This is a genomic window from Acidovorax benzenivorans (genome assembly GCF_028680575.1).
Taxonomy (GTDB): domain Bacteria; phylum Pseudomonadota; class Gammaproteobacteria; order Burkholderiales; family Burkholderiaceae_C; genus Acidovorax; species Acidovorax benzenivorans.
In genome coordinates, this window is record NZ_JAPCKI010000006.1 from 225,071 (window position 1) to 250,808 (window position 25,738).

At 65.9% G+C, this 25,738-nt stretch carries 20 protein-coding genes and 1 other RNA gene; 11 read left to right on the plus strand and 10 right to left on the minus strand.

Features of this window, described 5'->3' with window-relative positions; all coding sequences use genetic code 11:
• Nucleotides 1–60: 60 nt before the first annotated feature.
• A complete protein-coding gene (locus OIN59_RS13085; protein ID WP_274110931.1) occupies nt 61–915 on the minus strand; it encodes a class I SAM-dependent methyltransferase in 855 nt (284 codons plus the stop codon).
• On the opposite strand from OIN59_RS13085, the gene gloB reads away from it, so the two are divergent.
• Both gloB and OIN59_RS13095 read left to right on the plus strand, forming a co-directional pair.
• Nucleotides 914–1,690: a hydroxyacylglutathione hydrolase gene (gloB, locus tag OIN59_RS13090; RefSeq protein WP_274110933.1), complete on the plus strand. Its 777-nt coding sequence runs from the start codon at nt 914–916 to the stop codon at nt 1,688–1,690. The genes OIN59_RS13085 and gloB overlap by 2 nt on opposite strands.
• The gene (locus OIN59_RS13095) at nt 1,687–3,213 is read left to right on the plus strand and encodes a transglycosylase SLT domain-containing protein (RefSeq protein ID WP_274110935.1); all 1,527 of its coding nucleotides are present in this window, start codon (nt 1,687–1,689) and stop codon (nt 3,211–3,213) included. Before gloB ends, OIN59_RS13095 begins: the two co-directional genes overlap by 4 nt.
• A 74-nt stretch (nt 3,214–3,287) precedes the next feature.
• Here OIN59_RS13095 and OIN59_RS13100 read toward each other — a convergent pair whose 3' ends face one another.
• The 6 genes from OIN59_RS13100 to dnaX form a co-directional block, all read right to left on the minus strand.
• The gene (locus tag OIN59_RS13100) at nt 3,288–3,440 is read right to left on the minus strand and encodes a DUF3096 domain-containing protein (protein WP_015013605.1); all 153 of its coding nucleotides are present in this window, start codon (nt 3,438–3,440) and stop codon (nt 3,288–3,290) included.
• 183 nt (nt 3,441–3,623) lie between these two features.
• Nucleotides 3,624–4,679, minus strand: coding sequence for an ABC transporter substrate-binding protein (locus OIN59_RS13105; RefSeq protein WP_274110939.1), 1,056 nt, complete (start codon nt 4,677–4,679; stop codon nt 3,624–3,626).
• A 154-nt stretch (nt 4,680–4,833) separates the two neighbouring features.
• Nucleotides 4,834–5,259 carry an MAPEG family protein gene (locus OIN59_RS13110; protein WP_274110941.1) on the minus strand — a complete coding sequence of 142 codons (426 nt, stop codon included), beginning with the start codon at nt 5,257–5,259 and terminating at the stop codon, nt 4,834–4,836.
• 114 nt (nt 5,260–5,373) lie between these two features.
• The gene (gene recR / locus OIN59_RS13115; RefSeq protein ID WP_056067274.1) at nt 5,374–5,964 is read right to left on the minus strand and encodes a recombination mediator RecR; all 591 of its coding nucleotides are present in this window, start codon (nt 5,962–5,964) and stop codon (nt 5,374–5,376) included.
• Between the two features lie 248 nt (nt 5,965–6,212).
• Nucleotides 6,213–6,545, minus strand: coding sequence for a YbaB/EbfC family nucleoid-associated protein (locus OIN59_RS13120; protein WP_274110944.1), 333 nt, complete (start codon nt 6,543–6,545; stop codon nt 6,213–6,215).
• 51 nt (nt 6,546–6,596) lie between these two features.
• Nucleotides 6,597–8,597, minus strand: a complete 2,001-nt coding sequence (gene dnaX, locus OIN59_RS13125) for a DNA polymerase III subunit gamma/tau (protein WP_274110946.1) — start codon at nt 8,595–8,597, stop codon at nt 6,597–6,599.
• Nucleotides 8,598–8,695: 98 nt separating this feature from the next.
• On the opposite strand from dnaX, the gene ffs reads away from it, so the two are divergent.
• Nucleotides 8,696–8,792: signal recognition particle sRNA small type (gene ffs, locus OIN59_RS13130), an RNA gene on the plus strand.
• 134 nt (nt 8,793–8,926) lie between these two features.
• On the opposite strand, the gene OIN59_RS13135 is transcribed toward ffs, so the two are convergent.
• The 3 genes from OIN59_RS13135 to OIN59_RS13145 all read right to left on the minus strand — a co-directional run bounded on the left by OIN59_RS13135 (nt 8,927) and on the right by OIN59_RS13145 (nt 16,473).
• Nucleotides 8,927–10,264, minus strand: a complete 1,338-nt coding sequence (locus OIN59_RS13135) for a TIGR03862 family flavoprotein (protein WP_274111186.1) — start codon at nt 10,262–10,264, stop codon at nt 8,927–8,929.
• A gap of 105 nt (nt 10,265–10,369) precedes the next feature.
• On the minus strand, nt 10,370–13,870 hold the full coding sequence (locus OIN59_RS13140; protein ID WP_274110948.1) for a UvrD-helicase domain-containing protein: 3,501 nt from the start codon (nt 13,868–13,870) through the stop codon (nt 10,370–10,372).
• Nucleotides 13,867–16,473, minus strand: coding sequence for a PD-(D/E)XK nuclease family protein (locus OIN59_RS13145; protein WP_274110951.1), 2,607 nt, complete (start codon nt 16,471–16,473; stop codon nt 13,867–13,869). The genes OIN59_RS13140 and OIN59_RS13145 overlap by 4 nt, the downstream gene beginning before the upstream one ends.
• Nucleotides 16,474–16,583: 110 nt before the next feature.
• Here OIN59_RS13145 and trxA point away from each other — a divergent pair, with 110 nt between their 5' ends.
• The 8 genes from trxA (at nt 16,584) to OIN59_RS13185 (ending at nt 25,707) form a co-directional block, all read left to right on the plus strand.
• The gene (gene trxA / locus OIN59_RS13150; RefSeq protein WP_008906761.1) at nt 16,584–16,916 is read left to right on the plus strand and encodes a thioredoxin TrxA; all 333 of its coding nucleotides are present in this window, start codon (nt 16,584–16,586) and stop codon (nt 16,914–16,916) included.
• A gap of 276 nt (nt 16,917–17,192) precedes the next feature.
• On the plus strand, nt 17,193–18,455 hold the full coding sequence (rho, locus tag OIN59_RS13155; RefSeq protein ID WP_056067265.1) for a transcription termination factor Rho: 1,263 nt from the start codon (nt 17,193–17,195) through the stop codon (nt 18,453–18,455).
• A 289-nt stretch (nt 18,456–18,744) separates the two neighbouring features.
• Nucleotides 18,745–19,539 carry a class II aldolase/adducin family protein gene (locus OIN59_RS13160; RefSeq protein WP_274110962.1) on the plus strand — a complete coding sequence of 265 codons (795 nt, stop codon included), beginning with the start codon at nt 18,745–18,747 and terminating at the stop codon, nt 19,537–19,539.
• 64 nt (nt 19,540–19,603) lie between these two features.
• Nucleotides 19,604–21,166, plus strand: a complete 1,563-nt coding sequence (locus tag OIN59_RS13165) for an ABC transporter substrate-binding protein (protein WP_274110964.1) — start codon at nt 19,604–19,606, stop codon at nt 21,164–21,166.
• A 75-nt stretch (nt 21,167–21,241) separates the two neighbouring features.
• On the plus strand, nt 21,242–22,216 hold the full coding sequence (locus OIN59_RS13170) for an ABC transporter permease (protein ID WP_274110966.1): 975 nt from the start codon (nt 21,242–21,244) through the stop codon (nt 22,214–22,216).
• Between the two features lie 13 nt (nt 22,217–22,229).
• The gene (locus OIN59_RS13175) at nt 22,230–23,081 is read left to right on the plus strand and encodes an ABC transporter permease (protein WP_274110968.1); all 852 of its coding nucleotides are present in this window, start codon (nt 22,230–22,232) and stop codon (nt 23,079–23,081) included.
• Entirely contained in the window at nt 23,081–24,757 is a 1,677-nt protein-coding gene (locus tag OIN59_RS13180) for an ABC transporter ATP-binding protein (protein ID WP_407655098.1), read from the plus strand. The genes OIN59_RS13175 and OIN59_RS13180 overlap by 1 nt, the downstream gene beginning before the upstream one ends.
• Nucleotides 24,754–25,707 carry a 2-hydroxyacid dehydrogenase gene (locus OIN59_RS13185; RefSeq protein ID WP_274110970.1) on the plus strand — a complete coding sequence of 318 codons (954 nt, stop codon included), beginning with the start codon at nt 24,754–24,756 and terminating at the stop codon, nt 25,705–25,707. The genes OIN59_RS13180 and OIN59_RS13185 overlap by 4 nt, the downstream gene beginning before the upstream one ends.
• Nucleotides 25,708–25,738: the final 31 nt, after the last annotated feature.

Sequence of the window (25,738 nt, forward strand, 5' to 3'; positions counted from 1 at the left end):
TGAGGTGGATGGTTGCTGCGGCGGGACATGGAACCCCACGGCAACCGCAAAAGACTGTGCTCAAGGCTTGTGCCGGACCGCAGCAGAGGCGGCCCGCGAAGGATTTTCCCCCCGCTGGGACGCCCTGTTGGCAATGGGCACGGTACCCGCAGCACGTTGGCGGTGGGTGCGCCAGGCGGGCTCCAGCAAACGCATGCCATGCACCCGTTTGACGGCTACCAGGAAATACGCGGCACCCAGAATAGGCCACCACTTTTCACCCAAAGGGTCCATCCAGCCAAAACGCTCCAGCCACTGCGCACTGCGCACCGCTGGACGATAACAGCCAAAACGGGCCGACTCGACCTCGAAGTTCAAAAGCCGCAGCCAATCGCGCAGGCGGCGATAGCCGATGAACTCGCCCACGTCGGGCAGGTACAGGGTGCCCCGCCCCAGGCGCTGGTACAGGCGCGCACGCCGCTGGCGCAAGCCCCACAGGCTGGTGGGGTTCAGGCCACTGATGACCACGCGACCTTCGGGAACCAGCACCCGCTCCACCTCGCGCAGCGCGGCGTGGGGGTCAATGCTCAGCTCCAGCGTGTGGGGCAACACCAGCAGGTCCAGGCTCGCTGCGGGGAAGGGCAAGGCCACGGGCTCGGAGAGCAGGTCCACCGCGCGGCGTTGCAGCGGGCCGTCGCCCCCACCCGTCTCCACAAAGGCGATGGAGCCCTCCACGGCCTCCTGCCCCATGGCGAGCCACTGGTGGGGCATGCGGTTGGCGCGCAAGCCGTCGAGCAGCGGCATGCCCAGCTGGAGGCTGTGGTAGCCAAAAATGTCGGCCACCGCCTCGTCAAAGCGTGCCTGCTCCCACGCGAGCAGGTAGCGGCCGGGGGGGGAGTCGAACCAGTGGTGCAAACCTATAATTTGATCGCTCATGAACTTGCTACCGCTGCCCGCCTTTACCGACAACTACATCTGGATGCTGCACGACGGCCGCCAGGCCATCGTGGTGGACCCGGGAGAAGCCGCGCCGGTGGAGCAGGCCTTACACCGCTGGGGCCTGACACTGCAGGCCATTCTAGTCACGCACCACCATGCCGATCATGTCGGTGGAGTCGATGCCCTGCGCCACGCCACCGGCGCACAGGTGTATGGCCCCGCGCGGGAGCGCATGCCCGAGCCGCTGGTGCGACTGACGCAGGGCGACACCGTCAACGCGCTGGGGCTGCAGTTCCAGGTCATCGACGTGCCGGGGCACACAGCGGGCCACATTGCCTACCACTGCCCCGAGATGGACGGTGCACCCCTGCTTTTTTGTGGCGATACGCTGTTCTCGGGCGGCTGTGGTCGGCTGTTTGAAGGCACACCCGCGCAAATGCTCGACTCGCTGGACCGGCTGGCTGCGCTGCCGGGCAACACCCGGGTGTGTTGCACCCACGAGTACACACTGTCGAACCTGAAGTTTGCGCGGGCTGTGGAACCTGGCAACGCCGCCCTGCTCCACTACAGCAGCCAGTGCGAAGCCTTGCGGGCACAGAACCAGCCCACGCTGCCGTCGCACATGGCGCTGGAGCGAGACATCAACCCCTTTCTGCGCGTGCGGCAAGGCCCGGTGGCGCAAGCTGCCCAGGGCTACGACGCGCAGGTGCCCCTTGACGACGCCGTAGCGGTGCTGGCCGCGCTGCGTCAATGGAAAAACGAGTTCCGATGAAAATTTTGCACATTGCCTGCCTGGCTGGCCTTTTGTGGCTGACAGGCTGCGCCACCACGGGTTCGGCGCCAGACCAGGCGGCTGCCAACGGCACCATCAGCTCAAAGAGCCCCTCATCACCCCACACCCCCGTCATCCCCCACGGCCCGCTCAAACCCATCACCGCAGCCCAGGCCACCAGTGGTGAGGTGGCTTCGCTGTCGGCCCCCGCCGACCTGTGGGACCGCATCCGGCGCGGCTTTGCCATGCCCGACCTCCAGCACGAGCTGGTGCAGGACCGCGAGCAGTGGTACGCCACGCGTCCCGACTACATGCAGCGCATGACCGAGCGCTCCAGCAAGTACCTGTTCCATATTGTTGAAGAACTGGAACGCCGGGGCATGCCGACCGAGCTGGCGCTGCTGCCCTACATCGAAAGCGCGTTCAACCCCCAGGCAGTGTCGAGCGCCAAGGCCGCAGGCATGTGGCAGTTCATGCCCGCCACGGGCAACTATTTCGACCTCAAGCAAAACGCTTTCCGCGACGACCGCCGCGACGTGCTCGCATCCACCCGCGCGGCGCTGGACTACCTGCAAAAGCTGTACGGCATGTTTGGCGACTGGCACCTGGCCCTGGCCGCCTACAACTGGGGCGAGGGCAGCGTAGGCCGCGCCATTGCCCGCAACCAGAAACTGGGCCTGGGCACCACCTACACCGACCTGAACATGCCTGCGGAAACCCGCATGTATGTGCCCAAGCTGCAGGCGGTCAAGAACATCGTGGCCAATCCCGATGCGTTCAACACCGAATTGCCCTTGATCGAAAACCACCCGTACTTCCAGACAGTGGACATCACGCATGACATCGACGTGTCGCTGGTGGCCACGCTGGCGGGTATTCGCGAGGAAGATTTTCGAGCCCTCAACCCGTCGTACAAGCGGCCCGTGATCCTGGCCGCAGGCACGCCGCAAATTCTGCTGCCCTGGGACAACGCAAAGGTGTTCCAGCGCAACCTGGAGGCCAAGCGCGAAGGCCAGTATGCGAGCTGGACCGTGTGGTCTGTGCCCACCACCATGAGCGTGGCCGATGCAGCCCAGCGTGCAGGCATGAGTGAGGCGGACCTGCGCAACATGAACAACATCCCGCCGCGCATGCTTATCAAGGCGGGCTCGGCGCTGATGGTGCCTCGCTCCACCACCACGCGGCAAGACGTGTCGTCCCATCTGGCCGACAACGGTCAACTGAGCCTCACCCCCGAGATCGTGACCCGTCGCAGCACGGTGCGCGCTGGCAAGGGTGACACGGTGGCCAGCATTGCGCGGCGCTACAAGCTGGCAGCGGCCAGCGTGGCGGACTGGAACGACGTGCGGGCCAATGCTGCGTTCAAGGTGGGCCAGCAGGTGGTGGTGTACCTCCCCGTGCGTCAGGGCGGCGCGCGCAGCGGCAGCACCAATGCTCGCGCCTCGGTCGCCACGGCAGGCAAGCGCCAAGCACCCGCGCCTGCGCGGCGTGGCGGCTCCCCCTCCAAGGTCAAGCGCCGCTGACCTGCGAACGCTCCTTCAAGGCCGCAAGGGCTTCGTGGGGCCCTGCTTTGCTCCCGCCGTCGGCTCCAAAAGGTTCAGAACCGGAGCGTGTGCATGCCCAGCAACCCCAGGATGCCCATGATGATGAGATAGAGCGCCACGATGGTGCTGAGCAAACGCGGCATGACCAGGATGAGAATGCCTGCGATCAGAGAAACGAGTGGGCCGATGCTGAGGCTCAGCGACATGGTGGATAGTCCTTGAAAAATGGCACGGGGATGGCGCAGCAAAACCGCTGCACGCGTGGCCTGCGCGGTGCATAGGGTTCGAAGGTGCGGTGCGATTGCGGTGCAATGGCAAGCGCCTGACACTGTAGTCGATGCCGGAGCCCATACAGCCTCCCGCCACAGCGATTCGTCAGACGTCAAACTTCAGACGCTGTACTTTTGGCGGGCCTTGCGCACGAAGTCGTGGGTGGAGGTACGCGCCAGCTCGACCTTGGCCTCAGCCAGTTCGGGCAGCACACGCGACAGCACCCGCAGTGCAGTGGCCGGGCCTTCATCAGGCATCAGACCGTTGGTGGAGTACGTCTCACGCACCCGGCTGAACGCCGCCAGGTACAGTCCCCGGTCACCCATCAAGTAAGCGGCGGGCACCGCCTTCACGAGATCTGCCGGGGCTGCTGTCTGCAGCCACTTGAGCGCATGCACGATGCCGTTGACCAGCGCCTGGGCTTGTGCCGACTGCTTCTGGATGAAGGTCTGGGGCGCATACAGGCAACTGGCGGGCATGGTGCCACTGAACATGTCTTGCGCCGCCTTGAGCGAACGCAGGTCCCCCACGATGCGGGTGTCCGCCTTTTGCTCCAGCAAGGTCATGATGGGATCGGCATGGCACAGCGCATGCACCTGACCAGACCGCAGCGCGTTCATGGCATTGGTGCCCGAGCCCACGCCCACAAAACCCACATCGCGCAACGGCACGCCCGCACGCATCAGCATCAGGCTGGCCGCCAGATGGGTGGATGAGCCCACCGACGACACCCCCACCTTGCGCCCTGCCAGGTCCCCCAACTCCTTGTACGCCGGTACTGACCGCAGTGACACCCCCAACGCCAGCTGCGGGGCCCGCCCCTGCAGCACCAGTGCGCGGTACGCATGGCCACGCACCTGGGCACGCAGCACATGCTCGAATGCACCGGAGCAGACATCGGCCGCTCCGTCCTGCACCGCCTGCCAGGCGAGGGCACCCGCCGAATAGTCCCGCACCACCACGTCCAGGCCTTCGAGGCGGAAATACCCCAGCGCATCAGCCAGCGCCAGCGGCAGGTGGTACAAAACGCCCTGCCCACCGACCGCCACGGTCACCCGCCCCAACGCAGCGCCATCGGTCTGTGCACGCACCCGGATCGCAGGCGACCACACCGCAGCCGCCGACAAGGCGGACACGGCGCCAAAGGCGCGGCGAGTGAGTGGAGGCAGGGGCATGGAATCAGGAAAAAATGCAATGCTGCATTGCAACAATCGTGCCGCAGCGCAGGCGAAACCGCATCAGGGTGAATCCCTGCGGGTTACTACGTACCGTGACCAATGGCCTTCAGCGGCCGCGCACCACAAGGCGGGTGGCACACGCCCCGCGCACTCAGCGGTAGCCGATGAACAGGATAGCGATGTTGACCAGAAAACCACCCGCCCAGACCGCGCTGCGCGCCATCGGCATGTCGGCCACGTACATCATCACGTAGAAGATACGCAGGAACACATACAACAACGCCAGCAGGTCCAGCAGCGTCTGCCCCGCGCCCAGCAGGTGCGCAATGATGACCGCGCCGATAAAAAACGGCAGCGCTTCAAAGCTGTTGGCCTGCGCTGCGTTGGCACGCCCGCGCCAGTCAGCCTGCCGCGAGAGCCAGCCGCGCGGGTCGTGGTTGTCAAAACCGCCTTCTTTGCGGGACTTGCCAAAGTTGCCGCTTTTGGCCAGCCAGGCACAAGCGAGGGGCAGCAGCGCGGCGAACAGCACGCACCAGTAGGCCACGGTGAACCGTGCGACGTGCAGGGTGGTATTCATTTTCTGAAGCTTTTGAGGGCCCCAGCGCAACACACATAAGCGCTGGCAGCTATTAAATTGAGAGTATTTTAGCGACAGACAACACCCGGGCTGGTGCCGCCAGACGCTTGGGTGTCACCGACGATCCACCAACGCATGCGCAATCGTGCCCAGGTCCACGTACTCCAGCTCACTGCCTACGGGTACCCCCCGCGCGAGCCGCGTCACGTGCAGCCCCCGGCTCTTGAGCGCCTCGCTGATCACATGCGCAGTGGCCTCGCCCTCGGCATTGAAGTTGGTCGCCAGGATCACCTCCTGCACCGTGCCATCCGTGGCGCGCTCCATGAGCTTGTGCAGGCCGATCTCCTTGGGGCCAACACCATCGAGCGGACTGAGCCGCCCCATCAGCACAAAGTACAGCCCCTTGAAAGCACCCGTGCGCTCCAGTGCCGACTGATCCGCAGGCGTCTCGACCACACACAGCCGCGTGGCATCACGGTCAGGGTCCAGGCAGGTGCTGCACACCTCCGCCTCGGTGAACGTATGACAACGTGCACAGTGGTGCACCGTGCCCACCGCTTCCGAGAGCGCCCGCGACAGGGCCAGCGCCCCCTCGCGATCATGCTGCAGCAGATGGAACGCCATGCGCTGCGCAGACTTCACCCCCACTCCCGGCAGCCGGCGCAGCGCCTGGATCAGAACGTCGAGGGAATTGGTGGTGGACATGGACAGGCAGGAGGCGATGCAGTTGGCGTTGTAAGGAGCGGCGGAGCCAGGCTTCGACAAGCTCAGCCCGAACGGATGTGGGGAAGAACAACAGGTGCGCGCCCTCTGCCTTTACACCCCGCCCTCAAGGGCGTAGCGAGCGGGATCAGCTGCTAGGCGGACGGAGCACAGGAACCGGAACGTACTTGAAGTACGTGAGGATTCCGAGCACCGCCCAACGACGCAGATGGCCCGCTCGGTAGCCAACCTCAGAAAGGGAATTTCATGCCACCGGGGAGGCCTGGCATCCCTTGCGTCAGCTTGCCCATCTTCTCCGACGAAGTCTCCTCCGCCTTACGCACCCCTGCATTGAACGCAGCCGCCACCAGGTCTTCCAGCATGTCCTTGTCTTCGGCCAGCAGGCTTGGGTCGATGGTGATGCGCTTGACGTCGTGCTTGCAGGTCATGACCACCTTCACCAAGCCTGCGCCCGATTCGCCTTCCACTTCAATGAAGGCCAGTTCGTCCTGGGCCTTCTTGAGGTTGTCCTGCATCGCCTGGGCTTGCTTCATCAGGCCTGCGAGTTGTCCTTTGTTGAACATGGTGTGGTTTCCTTTTCAGTTTCTAGTGAAATGAGTAACAGAGGTTGTCCGTCATGCAGGCTTGATGCTGCCCGGCACGATTCTCGCGCCGTAGTCACGCATCAGCGATTGCACGAAGGGGTCGTTGTTCACGATTTCTTCGGCGCGGCGCTGGCGCTCGGCAGCGGCGGCGGCATTGCGGCGAGCGGGGCTGTCGATGACCATGCCCACCTCCACGCTGATCTGGGTGGCATGGCCCGCCGCCTCCAGGGCCGCACGCAGGCGCTCGCGTGCCGTGGGCTGGTTGAGCGATTCGCGCTCGACGCGCAGCAGCCAGTGACCACCGTCGCGCGCCACCAGCTGCGACTGCAGGGCCAGCTCGCGCACCAGCGCCGTGATGGCCTCTGCCGCCACCAGTTGCTGCACCGTGGCATACCAGACGTCCCCCTCTTCGGTGGGGGTGTAGCGGGCGGATACCGGGGTCGGAGCAGACAGTGGAAGCGGCTGCAAACGCTCGCCGGGTTCGGGCGACTCGCGCACTGGAATTGCTACGTATTCAGGAGCACCCTGAGCTTTGGCTGATTGCGCCGTACTCGGATTCTGGCCCAATCTCTCGGGCGTACGCACCGGCAATGCCGTAGCAGTCGGCTCATCAGCCGCTGCGGCCACCGTGGCGGGCTCGTCAGACCCTGGCCATGGGGGGGGCTCGGAATCATTGAAAGCCCCTGACCGCTGCTCTTCGGGGATGACAGGTGCGGTGTCTGCAGCCGCTGCCGGAACGGGCGCCGGAACCGCAGGCATCGGGGACACAGGCAAGACCTGGGAGGCCACCACCGCCGATGCCGCCACACGCCCAGGCGCAGTCAAAACCGCAGGAGGGGCTGCAACACCTGCAGCGATCGCGCCGGAGGAAGGCGTTTCAGCCCGCGTCAGAGTTTTTTTTTCAGCCGATTCGCCAACACCGCTTACAGGCTTGAAGGCCAGCAGCCGCAGCAGCACCATGGTGAGCGCCGCATACTCGTCGGGCGCCAGGCCCAGCTCACCACGCCCGTGCAGGCACAGGCTGTAGAGCAGCTGTGTTTCGTCGGCGGGCATCAGCGCAGACAGGCGGGCTGTTTCGGTCGCCTCGGGGTCGTCGGCATCCACAGCACCAGCCATCTGGGGCACGGCCTGGAACACCGCCATGCGCTGCAGTACGGCACTCATCTCTTCGAGCGTGGAGGCGGCAGACAGCCCGTTCATGCGCAGCGTGTCCGAAGTCTCCACCACGGTTTTCCCGTCACCCTGGGCGAGCGCTTCGATGAGCCGGAACACATAGGAGCGGTCTACCGCACCCAGCATCTGGCGCACACCCGCTTCTTGCAGCTGGCCGCTGCCAAAGGCGATGGCTTGGTCGGTGAGCGAGAGGGCATCGCGCATGGAGCCCCGCGCTGCGCGCGACAGCAGCCGTAGTGCCTGGGGCTCTGCCGACACGTTCTCGGCCGCGAGCACCTGGGTGAGGTGGCCCAGCACCGTCTCGGGTGCCATGGGGCGCAGGTTGAACTGCAGGCAACGGCTGAGCACCGTGACCGGCACCTTCTGCGGGTCGGTCGTGGCCAGCACAAACTTGAGGTATTCGGGCGGTTCTTCCAGCGTCTTGAGCATGGCGTTGAACGCCGTGTTCGTGAGCATGTGCACTTCGTCGATCATGAAGACCTTGAAGCGCCCCTGCACCGGCTTGTAGACAGCCTGCTCCAGCAGGCTTTGCACTTCGTCCACGCCCCGGTTGGAGGCCGCGTCCAGCTCGGTGTAGTCCACAAAGCGGCCGCTGTCGATGTCGGTGCAGGCCTGGCACACGCCGCAGGGCGTGGCGGTGATGCCGCCATTGCCATCCGCGCCCTGGCAGTTGAGCGACTTGGCCAGGATGCGCGACACCGTGGTCTTGCCCACGCCACGCGTGCCCGTGAATAGGTAAGCGTGGTGCAAACGCTGCTGGGTCAGCGCATTCGACAAGGCCTGAACCACATGCTCCTGCCCCACCATCTCGGTGAAATTGCGGGGGCGGTACTTGCGGGCGAGCACGAGGTAGGACATGCGGGGGATTCTACGGGCTGAGCCGGGCTCGCCTGCAGGCATCAGGGCAATGCAGCGTGTCGAAAAGTGCACCCCGCATCCAGCGTACAATCGATGGTGACGGGCCTCCTCGCATGGTGAAGCGGCCAACCGGGTCAGGTGGGGAACCAAGCAGCCCTAACTGTGGAGTCAGTGCCGGGGGTAAGGCTCGTCAACTTCTTCTTTCTTTTTGCGCGGTCGCGCAAAAAAATCCCTCTCTCCAGCATCTCTTTCGCATTGTTTGCGATGGCGGGCCATTTGGCTTGCCCAAAGCCCCGCGCACGCAGGCGCCGGGCGCTCCCAACGCCTTCTCACGCCCCTGCGGACTGTCCCTGTCCCAGCCAGCGCAGTGCGCCCTCGCCTGCCGCGCGGCCGCTGGCCATGCTGGCGGTCATCAGATAGCCGCCGGTGGGCGCCTCCCAATCCAGCATTTCACCCGCGCAGAACACACCTGGCAAAGCCGTTGCCATGAGGTGCGCGTCCATCGCTTCAAAAGCCACCCCCCCCGCCGTACTGATGGCCTCGTCCAGCGGGCGCGCAGCCACCACGGTGATGGGCAGTGCCTTGATGGCATGGGCCAGGGCCACGGGGTCGTTCATGCCGTCCTTGCCCAGATGTTCATAAAGAATGCCCGCCTTGATGCCATCCAGGCCCAGGCGGCTCTTGAGATGGCTGGAGAGCGACCGAGAACCGCGCGGGTGGCGCACTTCCACCAGCACGCGCTCAGGCGCATGGTCGGGCAGCAGGTCAAGGTGGAACGTGGCGTGACCATGGGCCTCCACCTCGTCGCGCAGCAGGTGTGACGCGGCATAGACCAGGCTGCCCTCCACCCCCGTGGCCGTGACCACAAACTCGCCCCGGCGACTGAAGTTGCGGCCCTGGCTGTCGGTGAAGCTGAGCACCACGGTCTTGAAAGGCTGGCCCACAAAACGTTCGGCGAAATGCGGCGTCCAACCCACGGCGGGCTCGGGCGTGCGGCCCAGCAGCTCCTGCAAAAAGGCGCGTCGCGTTTCGCCCGCCGGTGCATCGGCCCGCAGCACGTCGAACCCGCAGTTGGACGGGCGCAGGGGCGCCACAGCCACGCCCCGTTGCGCCAGCAGCGGTACCCAAGCACCATCAGACCCCAGGCGCGCCCAACTGCCGCCACCCAGCGCCAGCACCACCGCCCGGGCGGTCACTCGCACCTCGCCAGCCGGTGCAGCCAAGCGCAGAGCACCGTCCTCGGCCCAGCCCAACCAGCGGTGGCGCATGTGAAACAACACGCCCTGCCCACGCAGGCGCTGCAGCCATGCGCGCAGCAGGGGCGCAGCCTTCATGTCGGCGGGGAACACGCGGCCCGAGGTGCCCACAAAAGTCTCCACCCCCAGCCCCTGCGCCCAGGCGCGCAGCTCGGGCCCGCCAAAGGCCTGGACCAGCGGCTCGATCTGCGGCCCACGCTCGGCATAGCGACTCACAAAGGGCTCATGCGGCTCGGAATGCGTGAGGTTGAGCCCGCCCTTGCCCGCCAGCAGAAACTTGCGGCCCACCGAAGGCATGGCGTCAAACACATGCACCGCCACGCCCGCCTGGGCCAACACCTCGGCGGCCATCAGGCCGGCCGGGCCACCGCCGATGACGGCCACGTCGCACTGCAAAGTCCCCGCAGACAGGGCTGGCGCGGCAGGAGCATCAGAGGGAGAAATGGTGTGGGACACAGGAGAGCCTTGCTAAAAATGGGGAGTGGCGTTGCGGTGCGTGGGGAGCGGCAGAGCCAGTCAGAACAGGGAGCCTTGCGGAGAATCCTTAGGCCCCGACGCGGCGCGTGGACGCTCTGGCTTGGCTGTGGCGACCGGCGCAGCGGGGGCGAGAGTATGCCCGACAGCCGATGCATGGGCAGCCGAGGGCCCTCCAGCACCAGGCGCATCACCCACCATCACCAAACACCCATCGCCCGTAAGGAACGCGGCGTACACCGCCTCGCCCGGCATCAGCGCCTGCACGGCTTCGCGGTAGCGCTGTAACTGGGCCACCAGCGCCTGCTGACGCTGGGGTTGTGCGGCGCTTTTGTAGTCCAGCACCCACCAGCCTGCCGCCGCATCCTCAGCGTGTGCTGCGCGGCGCAACACCAGCCTGTCGATGCGCAGACTCTGGCCTTGGTAGTGCAGCGGGGCTTCGTTGATGGCGGTCTGCACCAGCGCAGGGTCCCAGGCCCAGGCGCCCTCGCCCGCCAAAATGGCCTGGGCCATGCGGGCGGCCGACTCGGCGGCGGCGGGGGCAATGTCATGGTCCAGAGCCAAGCGGGCAACGCGCGCGGCGGGCCAGCCCTGGGCGCGCAAGTCGGCCAGCGGGGCACCGGCCACACCGGCTTGCTCCAGCAACTGGTGCATGGCATCGCCCTGGCGCGACAGGGGGGTGGATTCTCCATCGCCCGGCATGGCGACGGGGGCATCACCTTCCAGCCCTGCAGCGGGGTGGACGTGGGCACTTTGCAGCGCCTCGGGCAGCGCGGGCAGGCTGGGGATGGTGAAAGTCTGCGCGGGCGCGGCGACCTCCATGCCGCAGCCAGCGGGAGCCAGCGTCTGTGAGTCCACCTCGGTCACCAGCGGGGCCAACCGGTTCCACCAGCTGCCAGGCACTGAATTGCCAGGCTGCACCGATGACAGCACCAGGCAGTGCTTGGCGCGTGTCATGGCCACGTAGAGCATGTTCAGCTCCTCGCGGCTGCGGGCCTGCTGCTCGGCGGCCAGCGCGGCTTCCGCACTGGGCGGCGGATTCGATTCACTGGCCAAAAAGACGAAGGCCGAGGGCACGGTCTGCTCGCCGGGCCAGTCCACCAGCACGCCCATGGTCTCGGCCTTTTGGGGGCGGGTGTCGGTATCGAGCAGCAGCACGCAATCGGCCTCCAGCCCCTTGGCGCCGTGCACCGTCAGCAGGCGGATGGCCTGCGCGTCGGCACGGCCGGGGGCGCGCACGCCGCCCTTTTTCATGGCCCGCACCAAGGCATAGGGCGTGAGGTAACGGCCCCCATCGTGCTGCAGCGATGCCGCCAGCAGTGCGCGCAGGTTGGCCTGCACCGACTGGCGCTGGGTGACCGGTGCTGCGGCAGCAAAGCGGGCCAGCACGTCGCCGTGTTCGTAGATGGCGTGCAGCGCGTCGTGGGGAGGCAAAGTGCCCACCCACGTCTGATATTGAGTCAAAACGGCTCCAAGCGCTTGATATTCATGCGCCAAAAGCTCACTTTTTAATAGCAAATCAAACCAGCTACAACCCGCGTTTTCAGGCTGGCGGCGCAACAACGCCAGAGCGACCAGCGCGTCGTCACCCAGGCCAAACAGGGGCGACTTGAGCACGCGTGCCAGCGACAGATCGTGTGTGGGCGAGACCAGCACGTCGAGCAGCGCCACCATGTCCTGCACCTCGGGCGCGTCAAACAGGTCGGCCTTTTCAGGCTGCACGCAGGGCAGGTGCAGGGCGCGCAGGGCGTCTTGCATGCTGGCCAGGCGGTCGCGCTTGCGGGCCAGCACCAGCACTTCTTTGGGCGGGGTGCCGCTGGCGATCTGCGCGGCCACCCAGGCGGCAGCCTGGGTGCATTCGCGCATGCGCTGCGTTTCTTCGGCTTCGTGGCGGGGTTCGGTCAGGCTGTCGCGCCAGGCCAGGGGGTCGCGGCCTGCGCCTTGGCTGTCGTCGTCCACGTCGGTGATGGCGGGCAGGCGCAGCAGTTGGCCGGGGTGTTTCGATTCAGTCGTGTGATCGCGGAATCCGCTGGTCTCGTGCTGCGCCTGGGCCTCACCCATCACGGCGTTGACGGCGCCGATCACGCCCTGCGCGTTGCGGCGCGTGTGGTCGCAGCTGAGCAGATCGCCGCCCAGCCCGTCGCGCACAAAGGCCTGCGCGGCGATGAACACCTGCGGCTCGGCGCGGCGAAAGCGGTAGATGCTCTGCTTGGGGTCGCCCACGATGAACACGCTGGGCGCGGCAGACCCGCCGCCCGAACCCGCGTAGCCCGCAAGCCAGGCGTGCAGCGCCTGCCACTGCAGCGGGTTGGTGTCCTGAAATTCATCGACCAAGAGGTGGCGAATGCGAGCGTCCAGCCGCTCCTGCACCCAGCCTGAGAGGACGGGGTCGGCCAGCATGACCAGGGCGGTGCGCTCCACATCGTTCATGTCCACCCAGCCGTGCTGCTGCTTGACGGCCACAAACTGCGCGATGAGGCAACGCGCCAGCCGGGCCATGCGCTGCTGGTGTTGCCAGGCCTCGTGCTGGCGGCGGGCGGTCAGCAGGCGCTGCAGCTCGGGCTCGGCCTCCTGTGCGGCGGGGAACTTCTCCAGGTTCTTCGAGAGGCGGTCTTCCTTGGCCACGAACATCGCACGGCGCAATTGGTCCAGGCGCTGGTTCAGGTCTGGGCAGGCCAGTGCGTCGATGATGGCGTCTGCCGCCTTTTGTGGGGTCTTGTTTGCCTCGGCGCCCAGGGCGCTGGCACGGCCACGCCAACGCTGTAGGGCAGGCTCGGTCTGCAGGGCCTCGGCGGGCTCTGCCAACGCGGCCAGCTCGGGGTAGGCCTGCTGGAACGGCGGCACCGAGGCATCGACCACGCCTTCCGCGTCGGCCAGGTCAAACTCCACCCGCTTGGCCAGTGCGGCCGCCAGGGCCTTGTGGGTTTGCGAGCGGCCATGGCGGGCGACCACGGCTTCGTAGTCGGCGCGCAGGCTGGCGCTCTCGGCCACGGTCTGCAGGAACGGCGGCCACACCTCGCGCACGGCCTCGGCGTCGTCTTCGAGCAGCTCAAAGTGTGCAGGCAGGCCTTGCTGCTGCAGCAGCGCCAGCGGGGCCGTGCCCAGCAGCGCGGCAAACCAGCTGTGGAAGGTGCGGATCTGCACCGGGCGGCCCGCAGTGAGCAGCTGGCGGTATAGATTTTGTAGCGCCTCGCGCTTGTCCAGTGCGCCCTGGGAGCTGATTCCGCGTGCAATCAGCTCGGCCGTGAGTTCCTCCAGCGGCTTGTGGCTGAACTGCTCCAGCCACTCTTGCAAACGCTGGCGCATTTCACCGGCCGCCTTCTTGGTGAAGGTGATGGCCAGGATCTCGTGCGGCGCGCAGCCGTCGAGCAGCGCCCGCAGCATGCGCGAGACCAGCATCCAGGTCTTGCCCGCACCGGCGCAGGCCTCCACCGCCACGCTGCGGGCAGGGTCGCAGGCGATGGCGTAGAAGGCCTCGCGCGATACGGGGCGGCCGTTGTGTTCGTAAGCGGCCTGGGCAGTTGGGGAATGGCTCTCGGTCATGGCGTCTCTTGCGCGGGCAACGCCTGTTCAGCGTCCGCCCAGTAGTCCTTGCGGCACAGGCCGCGCACGGCGCAGAACTCGCACACCGATCCCTCGCCCAGCGCGGGCAGCGGCGCACCGGCGGCGATGCGGGCCATGTCGTGCTGAATGCCTTCGACCAGCACGTCGCGCAAGTGCACCACCTCGTCCTGTTCGTGCATTTGCGTCTCGCCACGCTCACCCACGTTGACGTAGGCGGCGCGCAGGGTGTCGTGGCTCAGCAAGGCGGCGTAGAAGGCCAGTTGCGTGTCCTCGGCCCCGGACTTGATGCGCTGGCGGGTCACGCTGTCGCTTTCGGTTTTGTAGTCAATCACCAGCACCGTGGGCTCGCCGGTGGACGAGACGCCGTCGATGCGGTCGAGGGTGCCGATCAGCTCCAGGTCGCCCAGCGGCTGGCGGGCCTTGACCTCAGCCTGGCGGAAGGTGGCGCCCTGTTGCTCATGCCCTGCCAGCCATTGCAGGTAGCCGTCGCGCAGTTGCGCCCAGCCTGCGGCAAAGGGCAGGAAGTCACCGTCCTGCAAGCGCTGCTCGCGGGTGATGGCCTCGGCGGCGGCGTCCATGCGGGCGCGGCGCTCGTCCACGTGGTCGGTGGGCTCGGCCAGCAAAGCCTCATGAAAGTGCTGCAGCACGGCGTGCAGCCAGTTGCCAAAGTCGCGCTTGTCCACCTCGGCATCCAGTTCGTCGGCCTCGCGCAGGCCCAGTTGGCGCTGCGCAAAGAAGCGGTAGGGGCAGTGGCGCAGGTCGGAATACGCGGTGGACGACAGGTGTGCCACCGGCAGCGCCTGGCCCACGGGCTGGGGACGCAGCGTGGGCGTGGCGGCCACTGTGCGGGCCGCACGGTCGTCCGCGCCGGGCGTGGCGGTGCCGTCCAGTTGCAGGGCCAGCACCAGGGCGCTGGCCAGCAGCGGCTCACCGCCATCGTCGCCGGTGCGCCACAGCACATCGACCACCGGCGTGCGCAGGGCGTGGGCCCAGGCGGCACGCTGGGCAGCTTCGAGCGATGCGCGCGTGGGCAGGCCCCAGGCCTCGCGCTGGGCCTGCGACCAGTCGCCTGATGGTTCAGGTGCGGCTTGCAGGCGCTTTTCGTCACAGCCCGGCAGCACGGCAGCGGCAAAGGGGCGGGCCAGCAGTTGTGGCATGGGCACCACCACCACAGGGGCACCAGCCGCCTGTGCGGCCACATAGCGCCCGGCTTCCAGCACGTCTTTGGTCCAACGGGTGAACTCAGCCAGTGTCATGCGGCGGCCTGCGCTGTCGCCCCAGCCGTCCAGCTCTGACTGCTGTCCGTCTTGCAGGCGCAGGGCGGCCAACACGCGCATGCCCGCAGGGTCGGCCTGCAGGCCCTGCCACTGGTCCGCCTGCTCCAGCACCGCACGCAACGCGGGCAGCCACTGCGCCAGTGGGCGAGCGGTGCGCAGGGTGTCGCGCCAGGCCTCCACGGTGGCCACAGTGCGGGCCAGGTGGGGCTGCGCGCTCAGGTCGCGGGCGGCGGCAGCGCTCCAGTGCTGCACCACGCCTTTGCGCAGCCATTGCTCCAGGCGGTTCACCTCGCCCGGCATCAGCGCAGGGGTGTGTTTGATCCAGTCCAACACCTCGTTGGACGAGGCGTTCCACGCTGCGGCCTGCAGCGCGGCCATGACCCGTGAAGCGGCGCGCGTGGTGGACAGAATCCAGCCGCTTTCGTCGCGCACCAGCACGCCGCTGCTGTCAAGGTGGGCCAGCACGCGGCGGATCAGTGCGCGGTCGGTGGCCGCCAGAGCCACGGGCACCCGCCCCTGCTCGATGTGGCGCAGCACACAGGCCGCAGCGCGGTGGGCCTCGTCTTCAGCGTCCATTGCGGCGTGCAGGGCCCACTGCGGTGGTGCATCGGCGTCACCGACCAGTGCGGGCAGTGCAACGCACAAACCCTGCTCGCCCCAATGCGCCAACAGGGCCCGGGTCAGCACGTCAGACTGGAAACCCTCCAGCACCACCAGCGCGTCCACCGCCCCGCGAACGCCGGGCTCAAACAGCACGTCGGTCGCGTAGCGCGATGCCAAGGCCCATTCCAGCGCCAGGCGTGCCACCAGGGCCTCGTAATGCAGGGCGGTGCCTTCTTCCGCCGTAGCCAGCAGCTTGCGGGCCTCGTCGCCCCAGGCAGTGCGCAGCGCCGGGGGCACGGCAGCAACCACCTGGGCCAGCTGGGCGGCGGCCTCCTGCAGTGGCGTGGCCAGCACTTCGCGCTGCGCGCCCTGCCCCACGCGGTCGAGCAGCGTGCGGGCCGTGAGCGTGTCGCGCGCAACGTCGCCCGCCAGGTCGTCGCCGGTGGGCTCAAACGCTTGCAGTTGGCGGGCCCAGTTGCGGGTGGTTTCAAAACGTGGTGCAAAGCCCTGCGGAAACTGCTGAGCCCAATGGCGCTGCGCCCACGGCATGAGCTGGGCGTAGGGCACCAGCACCACGGTGCGCGCCAAATGGGCACCATGGGCTTGGGCATGTGCGGCTACCTGGGCCAGTGCGCGTTGCCACAAGGCAGTGCTTGCGGCCGCAAATCCACTGGTTTGATCGCTTTTCGCTATGACTGTCATAGCGTCGCAAGACCCGGCCACACCGGTGAACGTGGGATTGGTTTCTGTCACAATGCCCAGACTTTAAACGTACACCGGTCGCAACCCGCCCAAAATCAAGGAATTCCGCCATGGCCAGCGAACTCATCAAACATGTCTCCGACGCCAGCTTTGAAGCCGACGTGCTCCAACCGGGCTCCGCCGTGCTGGTGGACTATTGGGCTGAATGGTGCGGCCCCTGCAAGATGATTGCCCCCATCCTGGACGAAGTCGCAGGCACCTACCAAGGCAAGCTGCAGATCGCCAAGATGAACGTGGACGAGAACCGGGAGATCCCCGCCAAGTTCGGTATTCGCGGTATCCCTACCCTGATGCTGTTCAAGGATGGCCAACTGGCCGCCACCAAAGTCGGTGCGATGAGCAAGGCCCAGTTGACCGCCTTCATCGACCAACAACTGGCCTGACCCACCTCCCCAAGCCCCTCGGTACGAATGCCGATGGGGCTTTTTTGTTGAGCGATAGACCTGCGGGGAAACAGCCAGCTGGCAGCCGAGCAAGCCCACATCTTGCGCGCCTGATGCCCCCGCATTTTTTCCTGTCATAATTCCCACAGATCACCGGACTGCATGCATTGGCAGCCGGACCAAGATCCCCGGCGAGCCGGACCTGCAAACAGCAGCCCATCTGGCACCAGCCCACCTCCCCCAAGATTCATACCAGCTCCGCCAAGGAGTCAATCCATGCACTTAAACGAACTCAAGGCACTGCACGTGTCTGAAGTCCTGAAGCAAGCCGAAGAACTCGAAATCGAAAACACGGGCCGCATGCGCAAGCAGGAGTTGATGTTTGCCATCATCAAGAAGCGCGCAAAGGCGGGTGAGCAGGTGTTTGCAGATGGCGTGCTGGAAATCCTGCCCGACGGCTTCGGCTTTCTGCGCAGCCCGGACACGAGCTTCACGGCCAGCACGGACGATATCTACATCAGCCCCAGCCAGGTACGTCGCTTCAATCTGCACACCGGCGACATGATCGAAGGCGAAGTGCGCACGCCCAAGGACGGCGAGCGCTACTTTGCACTGACCAAGCTCGACAAGGTCAACGATGGCCCACCTGAGCAGAACAAGCACAAGGTGATGTTCGAAAATCTGACGCCTCTGTTCCCCAAGGAACAGATGCGCCTGGAGCGCGACGTCAAGAGCGAAGAGAACATCACCGGCCGCATCATCGACATCATCGCGCCCATCGGCCGTGGCCAGCGTGCGCTGATCGTGGCCCCGCCCAAGAGCGGCAAGACGGTGATGATGCAGCACATCGCCCACGCCATCACGGCCAACAACCCCGACGTGCATCTGATGGTGCTGCTTGTGGACGAGCGCCCTGAAGAAGTGACTGAAATGCAGCGCACGGTGAAGGGCGAGATCATCGCCTCCACCTTCGACGAGCCCGCCGCTCGCCACGTGCACGTGGCCGAGATGGTGATCGAGCGCGCCAAGCGCCTGGTCGAGCTCAAGAAGGATGTGGTGATCCTGCTGGACTCCATCACCCGCCTGGCCCGTGCCTACAACAACGTCGTGCCGTCGAGCGGCAAGGTGCTGTCCGGCGGTGTGGACGCCGCCGCACTGCAGCGCCCCAAGCGCTTCTTTGGCGCCGCGCGCAAGGTCGAGGAAGGTGGCTCGCTCACCATCATTGCCACTGCGCTGGTCGACACCGGCAGCCGCATGGACGAAGTGATCTTTGAAGAATTCAAGGGCACGGGCAACTGCGAAATCCACCTGAACCGCCGCCTGTACGAAAAGCGCGTGTTCCCCGCCATCGAGCTCAACAAGAGCGGCACGCGCCGCGAAGAACTGCTGCTGGCTCCCGAGATCCTGCAAAAGACCCGCATCCTGCGCCAGTTCATGTACAACATGGACGAGATTGAGTCCATGGAGCTCATGATCAAGAACATGAAGGCCACCAAGACCAATGTGGACTTCTTCGACATGATGCGTCGCGGCGGCTAAACCGCACGTCCTCCTCCGGTCGGCCGACAACGGCCCCGCCATCCCGCACGCCCTTGGGGCCTGCGGGATTTTTTTTGCCCGTGGCTGCCACTCGCTGGTGCAGTTGCGCCTGAACGTGGCACCGTCTGGATGCAAAAACGCGGGAAAACCCTCTCTTTCACCCACTTTTTGGCTGGCCCGGAAACTGCTATCTTGCAAACTGTCGACAGACGACTGTCGAATATCAAAGACAAAAAACGCCGACAGGTGTATTGGCACCAGGCCCAAACGACCATCCAAGGAGCAGTGCATGAGACCGAACCAACCGGCTTCCGCCGAAGCCTTCCAGGCAGACACCAGCGAACAGCAGGTGCGCGAAGACCTGGCGGCGGCCTACCGCCTGATCGCGCATTTCGGGATGGATGACAGCATCTACACCCATATCTCGGCACGTGTACCCGGCAGGCACGACCAGTTCTTGATCAATCCCTTCGGGCTGCTGTTCAAGGACATCACGGCCAGTTCCCTGGTCAAGATCGACACCGAGGGCCGGGTCCTGGAGCCCTCGCCCTATGACGTAAACCCGGCGGGCTTCACCATTCACAGCGCCGTGCATGCGGCACGCCCCGATGCAGCTTGTGTGGTGCACACCCACACGGTGGCAGGCGTGGCCGTGTCATCGCTGGCCTGCGGGCTGCAACCCTGCAACCAATGGGCACTGCAATTCCACGGGCGCGTGGTCTACCACGCGTTCGAGGGCATTGCCCTGGACCTGGAGGAGCGCGAGCGGCTGGTGGCCGACCTGGGCCCCCGCGCACGCTCCATGATCCTGCGCAACCACGGCCTGCTCACGCTGGGCCGCAGCGTCGCCGAGGCCCTGATCCTCATGCTCAACCTCGACCGCGCATGCAAAGTGCAACTGGCGATCCAGGGCAGCGGCCAAGCCATCCACCCGGTGCCGGACGAAGTCTGCGAGCGCACCGCACAACAGTACGAAAGCGGCGACACCAATCGTGTCGCGGGCCAGGCCGACCCCCACTGGCGCGAATGGCAGGGCCTGCTGCGCCACCTGGAGCGGCCGACGCCCAGCAGCTTCCGGGACTGAGCCACAGGTCCTTCACGCCTTCGTTCTCATTTTTCGCCAACCCATCCCACAAGGAAACCATGCCATGAAGCGTCGCGAACTCATTCAATTTGGGGCCTCCGGGCTCGGCCTGAGCATTGCCGGGGTTCCCCTGAGCACGCTGGCCCAGGGCCGCAAGGGCGTGATCAATGTTCTGGTCCAGCCCGAACCCCCTGGTCTGATGCTTGGCATGGTGCAAAACGGCCCCACCCAGCTGATTGCTGGCAACATCTATGAAGGGCTGCTGCGCTACGACGAAAAGCTCAACCCTCAGCCGCTGCTGGCTACCAGCTGGACCGTGAGCCCCGATGGCCTGACCTACACCTTCAAGCTCAAGCCCAACGTGAAATGGCACGACGGCAAGCCCTTTACCTCGGCCGACGTTGTGTTCTCTGTAGACGGTTTCCTGCGCAAAACCCATGCGCGGCTGCGCGGCAACCTGGAGTCGCTGGACACGGTGCGTGCGCTCGATCCGCTGACGGTGGAGTTCAAGCTCAAATCACCTTTTGGGCCTTTCCTGGGCTTGTTCGAGACGGGCACCATGCCCATGGTCCCCAAGCATGTGTACGAGGGCACGGACTTCGCCACCAACCCGGCCAACGCCACTCCCATGGGCACCGGCCCATTCAAGTTCAAGGAGTGGGTGAAGGGCTCGTACATCCAGCTGGTGGCCAATGAGGCCTACCACATGCCCAACCTGCCAGAGGTCGAGAGCCTGTATTTCCACGTGATTCCCGACGCGGCCTCGCGTGCAGCAGCCTTCGAATCGGGCAAGGTCGACATCGTCCCTGGCGGCGCGGTGGAGTTCTTCGACGTGGCGCGCCTGTCCAAGCTGCCGGGCGTACAGGTGACCACCAAGGGCTGGGAGTTCTTCTCGCCGCATTCCTGGCTGTGGCTGAACAACCGCAAGAGCCCCATGAACAACATCAAGTTCCGCCAGGCGGTGATGCACGCCATTGACCGCGAGGCCATGGCTAAGATCGCCTGGCAGGGCTACGCCAAGCCCGCCACCGGCCCCTTCAACAGCCACATCAAGTACTACAGTGCCGATGTAGCCAAGTACCCACGGGACATCGAAAAAGCCAAGAAGCTGGTGGCCGAATCGGGCTACAAGGGCGAGCCCCTGCGCCTGCTGCCGCTGCCCTATGGCGAGTCGTGGCAGCGCCAGGCCGAAATCGTGCGCCAGAACCTGACCCAGGCCGGTATCAAGGTCGAGCTCACCGGCACCGACGTGGCCGGATGGAACCAGCGCTTGAACGAGTGGGACTACGACATCGCCTTCACCTACGTCTACCAGTACGGTGACCCCGCCCTGGGGGTGGCACGCAACTACACCAGCACCAATATTGCCAAAGGCTCGCCGTTCAACAACGTCGAGGGCTACAGCAACAGCCGGGTGGATGCCCTCTTTGCCGCAGGCGCGCGCGCTACCGACCCCGAATCGCGCGCCAAGGCCTACCTGGAGGTGCAAAAGCTGCTCCTGGAAGAAGTGCCAGTGGCTTGGCTACACGAGATCAACTTCCCCACGCTCTACCGCACCAAGGTGAAGAACCCCATCAGCTCGGGGATTGGCCTCAACGACAGCCTGGGCCGCGCCTCGATCGGCTGAACGCCGCAGCGTCCTTCTGCCGGGCCGCACTTGTTCGCGGCCCCGGTAGCCCTTCAATGCCCTCGCCCCACGCCGATGAAACGTCTTCAATACATGCTCACCCGCATCGCTCAGGGCCTGTTGGCCCTGATGCTGATCGCCACCGTGAACTTCTTGCTTATTCGTGCCGCCCCCGGAGATCCGGTATCGGTGATGGCGGGCGAAGCTGGCGCATCGGACGCCCAGTATGTGGCCCAGTTGCGACGCGAATTCGGGCTGGACAAGCCCCTGACCACCCAGCTCGGTACCTACCTGGGCCGCGTGGCCACGCTGGACATGGGCTACTCCTACCGGCAACAGCAACCCGTGCTCAAGCTCATTGCCGAGCGGCTGCCCGCCACTCTGTTGCTCACGGGCAGTGCCTTTGCACTGTCGCTGCTGTTTGGTGTCGTTTTGGGAGCCATGGCCAGCCGCCGGGTGGGCAGCTGGCTCGACAGCGCCATCACCGTGGTGGCGCTGGTGTTCTACGCCACCCCCCTGTACTGGCTGGCGATGATGGCCGTGCTGGTATTTACCGTGCAGCTCAACTGGCTGCCAGGTTTTGGATTTTTCACCGTGGGCAGTGATGCCACGGGCCTTGCCCGCGCATGGGACATCGCCCAGCACCTGGTCATGCCCTCGCTCACGCTCGCACTGTTCTACATGGCGGTGTATGCACGCATGACGCGGGCCTCCATGCTCGAAGTGGCGCAGATGGATTTCGTCAAGACCGCCCGCGCCAAAGGCGTGCGCCCGGGCCGCATCCAGCGCTCACACATCCTGCGCAACGCACTGCTGCCGGTGGTCACGCTGGCCGGCATCCAGGCCGGCGGAATGATCGGCGGCGCCGTGCTCACCGAAACTGTGTTCGCCTGGCCCGGCATCGGCCGCCTGATGTTCGACGCCCTGCTGCAGCGCGACTACAACCTCCTGCTGGGCTGCTTCCTCGTCACGGCCGCCGTCGCCGTGCTGTTCAACCTGCTCACCGACCTGGTCTACACCCTGGTCGACCCCCGCATCGAACTTGGCTGACAAGGCCCCCACTATGAGCCATCCTTCCACAAACTCCTTCTGGCGCCGCTACCGGCGCAACCGTGGCGCCGTCTTCGGCCTGGTCGTGCTGCTGCTGGTGGCACTGCTGGTGGCCTTCGGCCCCTTGCTGGCCGCCCATGACCCCTGGGACATGGTGGAGCAGCCCTTCCTGCAGCCTGGGCAGATCACTGGCTTCGCACTGGGTACCGACACCCTGGGCCGCGACATCCTTTCGGGCATCGTCATGGGGGCACGCATCTCGCTGCTGATCGGCGTGGTGTCCACCCTGGTGTCGCTGCTGATAGGCGTCACCATCGGTGCACTGGCGGGCTATTTCGGGCGCTGGGTGGACGCTACGCTGATGCGCTTCACCGAACTGTTTCAGGCCATCCCGAGCTTTGCGCTGGCGATTGTGCTGGTGGCCATCTTCGAGCCCTCGGTGAAGTCCATTGTCGTGGCCATTTCGCTCGTGTCCTGGCCCCCTGTGGCGAGGCTGGTTCGCGGCGAGTTCCTCACACTGCGCCAGCGCGATTTCGTGGCCGCAGCACAGCTCGCGGGCCAGAGCACGCCCCGCATCATCCTCACGCAGATTCTGCCCAACGCCGCATCGCCCATCGTGGTCATGGCCTCGCTGATGGTGGCCACCGCCATCCTGCTCGAATCGAGTCTGAGCTTCCTGGGCCTGGGCGACCCCAACCAGATGAGCTGGGGCTACATGGTGGGCGCCGCGCGCACCGTGCTGCGCCAGGCCTGGTGGATGGCCGTTTTCCCTGGCCTGGCCATCCTGCTCACCGTGTTGGCCCTGAACCTGGTCGGTGAAGGCCTCAACGATGGCCTGAATGCCCGCCTGGACGGGAGGAACTGATGAACGCCGTACTCAAACCTTCCATCGACACCGAATCCATGACCCAGGTACTCGCCCAGCCCACCCAGCCCGTACTCACGGTGCGTGGACTCGACATCCGGCTGCCCGCAGGGGGCGATCGCCAACTGGCCGTGCAGGGTGCCAGCTTCACCTTGCAACCCGGTCAGACGCTGTGCGTGGTGGGTGAATCCGGTTCAGGCAAGTCCATGATCGCCAACGCCATCATGGGCCTGCTGCCGCGCCCGCTGGTGGAGCCCGTGGCCGGTCAAATCCTGCTGGACGGAGTCGACCTGCTGCAACTCGACGAACCCCAGTTGCGCCGCCTGCGCGGCCAGCGCATGGGCATGGTGTTCCAGGAGCCCATGACGGCGCTGAACCCTGTGATGCGCATCGGCGAACAATTAGAGGAAGTGTTTGACGCCCACATGCGCCTCGGGGCTGCCGAAAAGCGGCAGCTCATCCTGGCCGCGCTGGCCGACGTGGGCCTGCCCGAGCCGGAGCGGTTGATCGACAGCTACCCGTTCCGCCTCTCAGGCGGCCAGCGCCAACGCGTGATGATTGCCTGCGCCATGCTGCTGGAGCCCGGCTTGCTGATCGCCGATGAACCCACAACGGCCCTGGACGTAACAACCCAGGCGCAGATTCTCAAACTCATGCGTGACCTGCAGCAGCGCCGTGGCATGGCCCTGCTGTTCATCACCCATGACTTCGGCGTGGTGTCCGAAATCGCGGACCATGTGGTGGTGATGCAGACCGGACAAGTAGTGGAAGCCGGCCCGGCACACGAGGTGCTGCGCCGCCCACAACACCCTTACACACGCAAACTGATTGCAGCCATCCCGAACGGTGTGCCCCGCGCGGCGCAGGCCGAACCCGACCCCGTGCACGTGCTCCAGGTCCAGGACCTGTGCAAGACCTATGTGAGCGGTGGCAGTCTGTTCAAGCGTGGACGCGAAGTGGTGGCCGCCCACCATGTGAATTTCGAGCTGCGGCGGGGTCAGACCCTGGGCCTGGTCGGCGAGTCAGGCTCAGGCAAATCTACCGTGGGCCGCTGCATCGTGGGCCTGGCGCCCTTCGAGTCGGGCCGCATCCTGTTCCGGGGGCGCAACCTGATGTCTGGCACAGCATTGCGCCAGCAGGCCAAGGGCAAGATCCAGATGGTCTTCCAGGACCCCTACGCCTCGCTCAACCCACGCCACCGCATCGGCCCCACGCTCGCCGCTGGCCCCATCGCGCAGGGCGTGCCCAAAGCCGAGGCTATGGCGCGTGCCATGGAACTGCTGAAGTTGGTGGGCCTGGGACCCGAGGCCGCTGACCGCTTTCCGCACGAATTCTCAGGCGGGCAGCGCCAGCGCATCGGGATCGCACGGGCGCTGGCCATGGAGCCCGAGCTGCTGGTGGCCGACGAGCCGGTATCGGCCCTTGATGTTTCTGTGCAAGCCCAGGTGCTCAAGCTCTTTGCCGAAGTGCGCGAGCGCTTTCAGTTGGCGATGGTGTTCATCACCCACGACCTGCGCGTGGCAGGCGAGATGTGCGACCACATCGCTGTCATGCAACGGGGTCAGGTAGTCGAGTACGGCCCCACGGCCGAGGTGCTGGCCAGCCCGCAGCACCCCTACACCCGCACACTGATCGACGCCATCCCCCGGTTGGCCGCCCAGCCAGACACCCCATGAGCCGCAACCCCGACCGCCTGACCCTGGCTTTCCTGAGCAGCCAGATCCCGATGGACTACCTGCTACCGGCGTTTCGCGCGCAGTTCCCCACTGCCGAACTGCGCCTGGGTGAGCAGCTCGGAGCACTCGACGAGATCGACGCCGTGGTGTGCTGGTATCCGCCAGAAGGACTGCTGGCACGCCTGCCCCGCCTGCAACTGGTGCAGTCAGTGGGCGCGGGCATAGACCACATCAGCGCCGACCCGGCCCTGCCGCCCGTGCCGGTGTGCCGCATCGTCGACACCGACATGGCCCATGGCATGACGGCCTTTGTGTGCTGGGCCGTCATCCACCGCCAGCGCCACATGGACCGCTACCTGGCCAGCGCCGCTGCGCGCCGCTGGGAAGAGCAGCCCATCCAGCCGCCCACCCGGCACCGCGTGGGCATCGCCGGGTTGGGTACGCTGGGCCTGGCCTGCGCGCGCGCCTTGCTAACCATGGGCTACGCCGTGCGCGGCTGGAGCCGTTCGCCCAAGGCCAGCCTGCCCGAGGGGCTGCAGGCCTTCCACGGCGATGCAGGCCGCGCCGACTTCCTGGCCGGGTGCGACACCCTCATCTGCCTGCTACCCCTGACCGAGGCCACGCGCGGCTTCCTGGACCTGGCGCTGATGCGGCAGCTGCCAAGCGGCGCCCACCTCATCAACGTGGGCCGGGGCTCGCACCTGGTGGAAGCCGACCTGTTGCAGGCCCTGGCAGAAGGCCAACTTGGCGCCGCCACTCTGGACGCCTTCGCGCACGAACCACTGCCAACCGGCCACCTGTTCTGGAGCGACTCCCGCATCCTCGTCACGCCACACATCGCCACCCGAACCAACCCGGCGGTGATTGCACAGCAAACGGCCCACAACCTGGCCTGCATCCGCGCCGGGCATGCCGCCGATGTCGCCGTCGACCTGTCGCGTGGCTACTGAAATCTCCCCCAAGACACAGCCCTAGGACCTC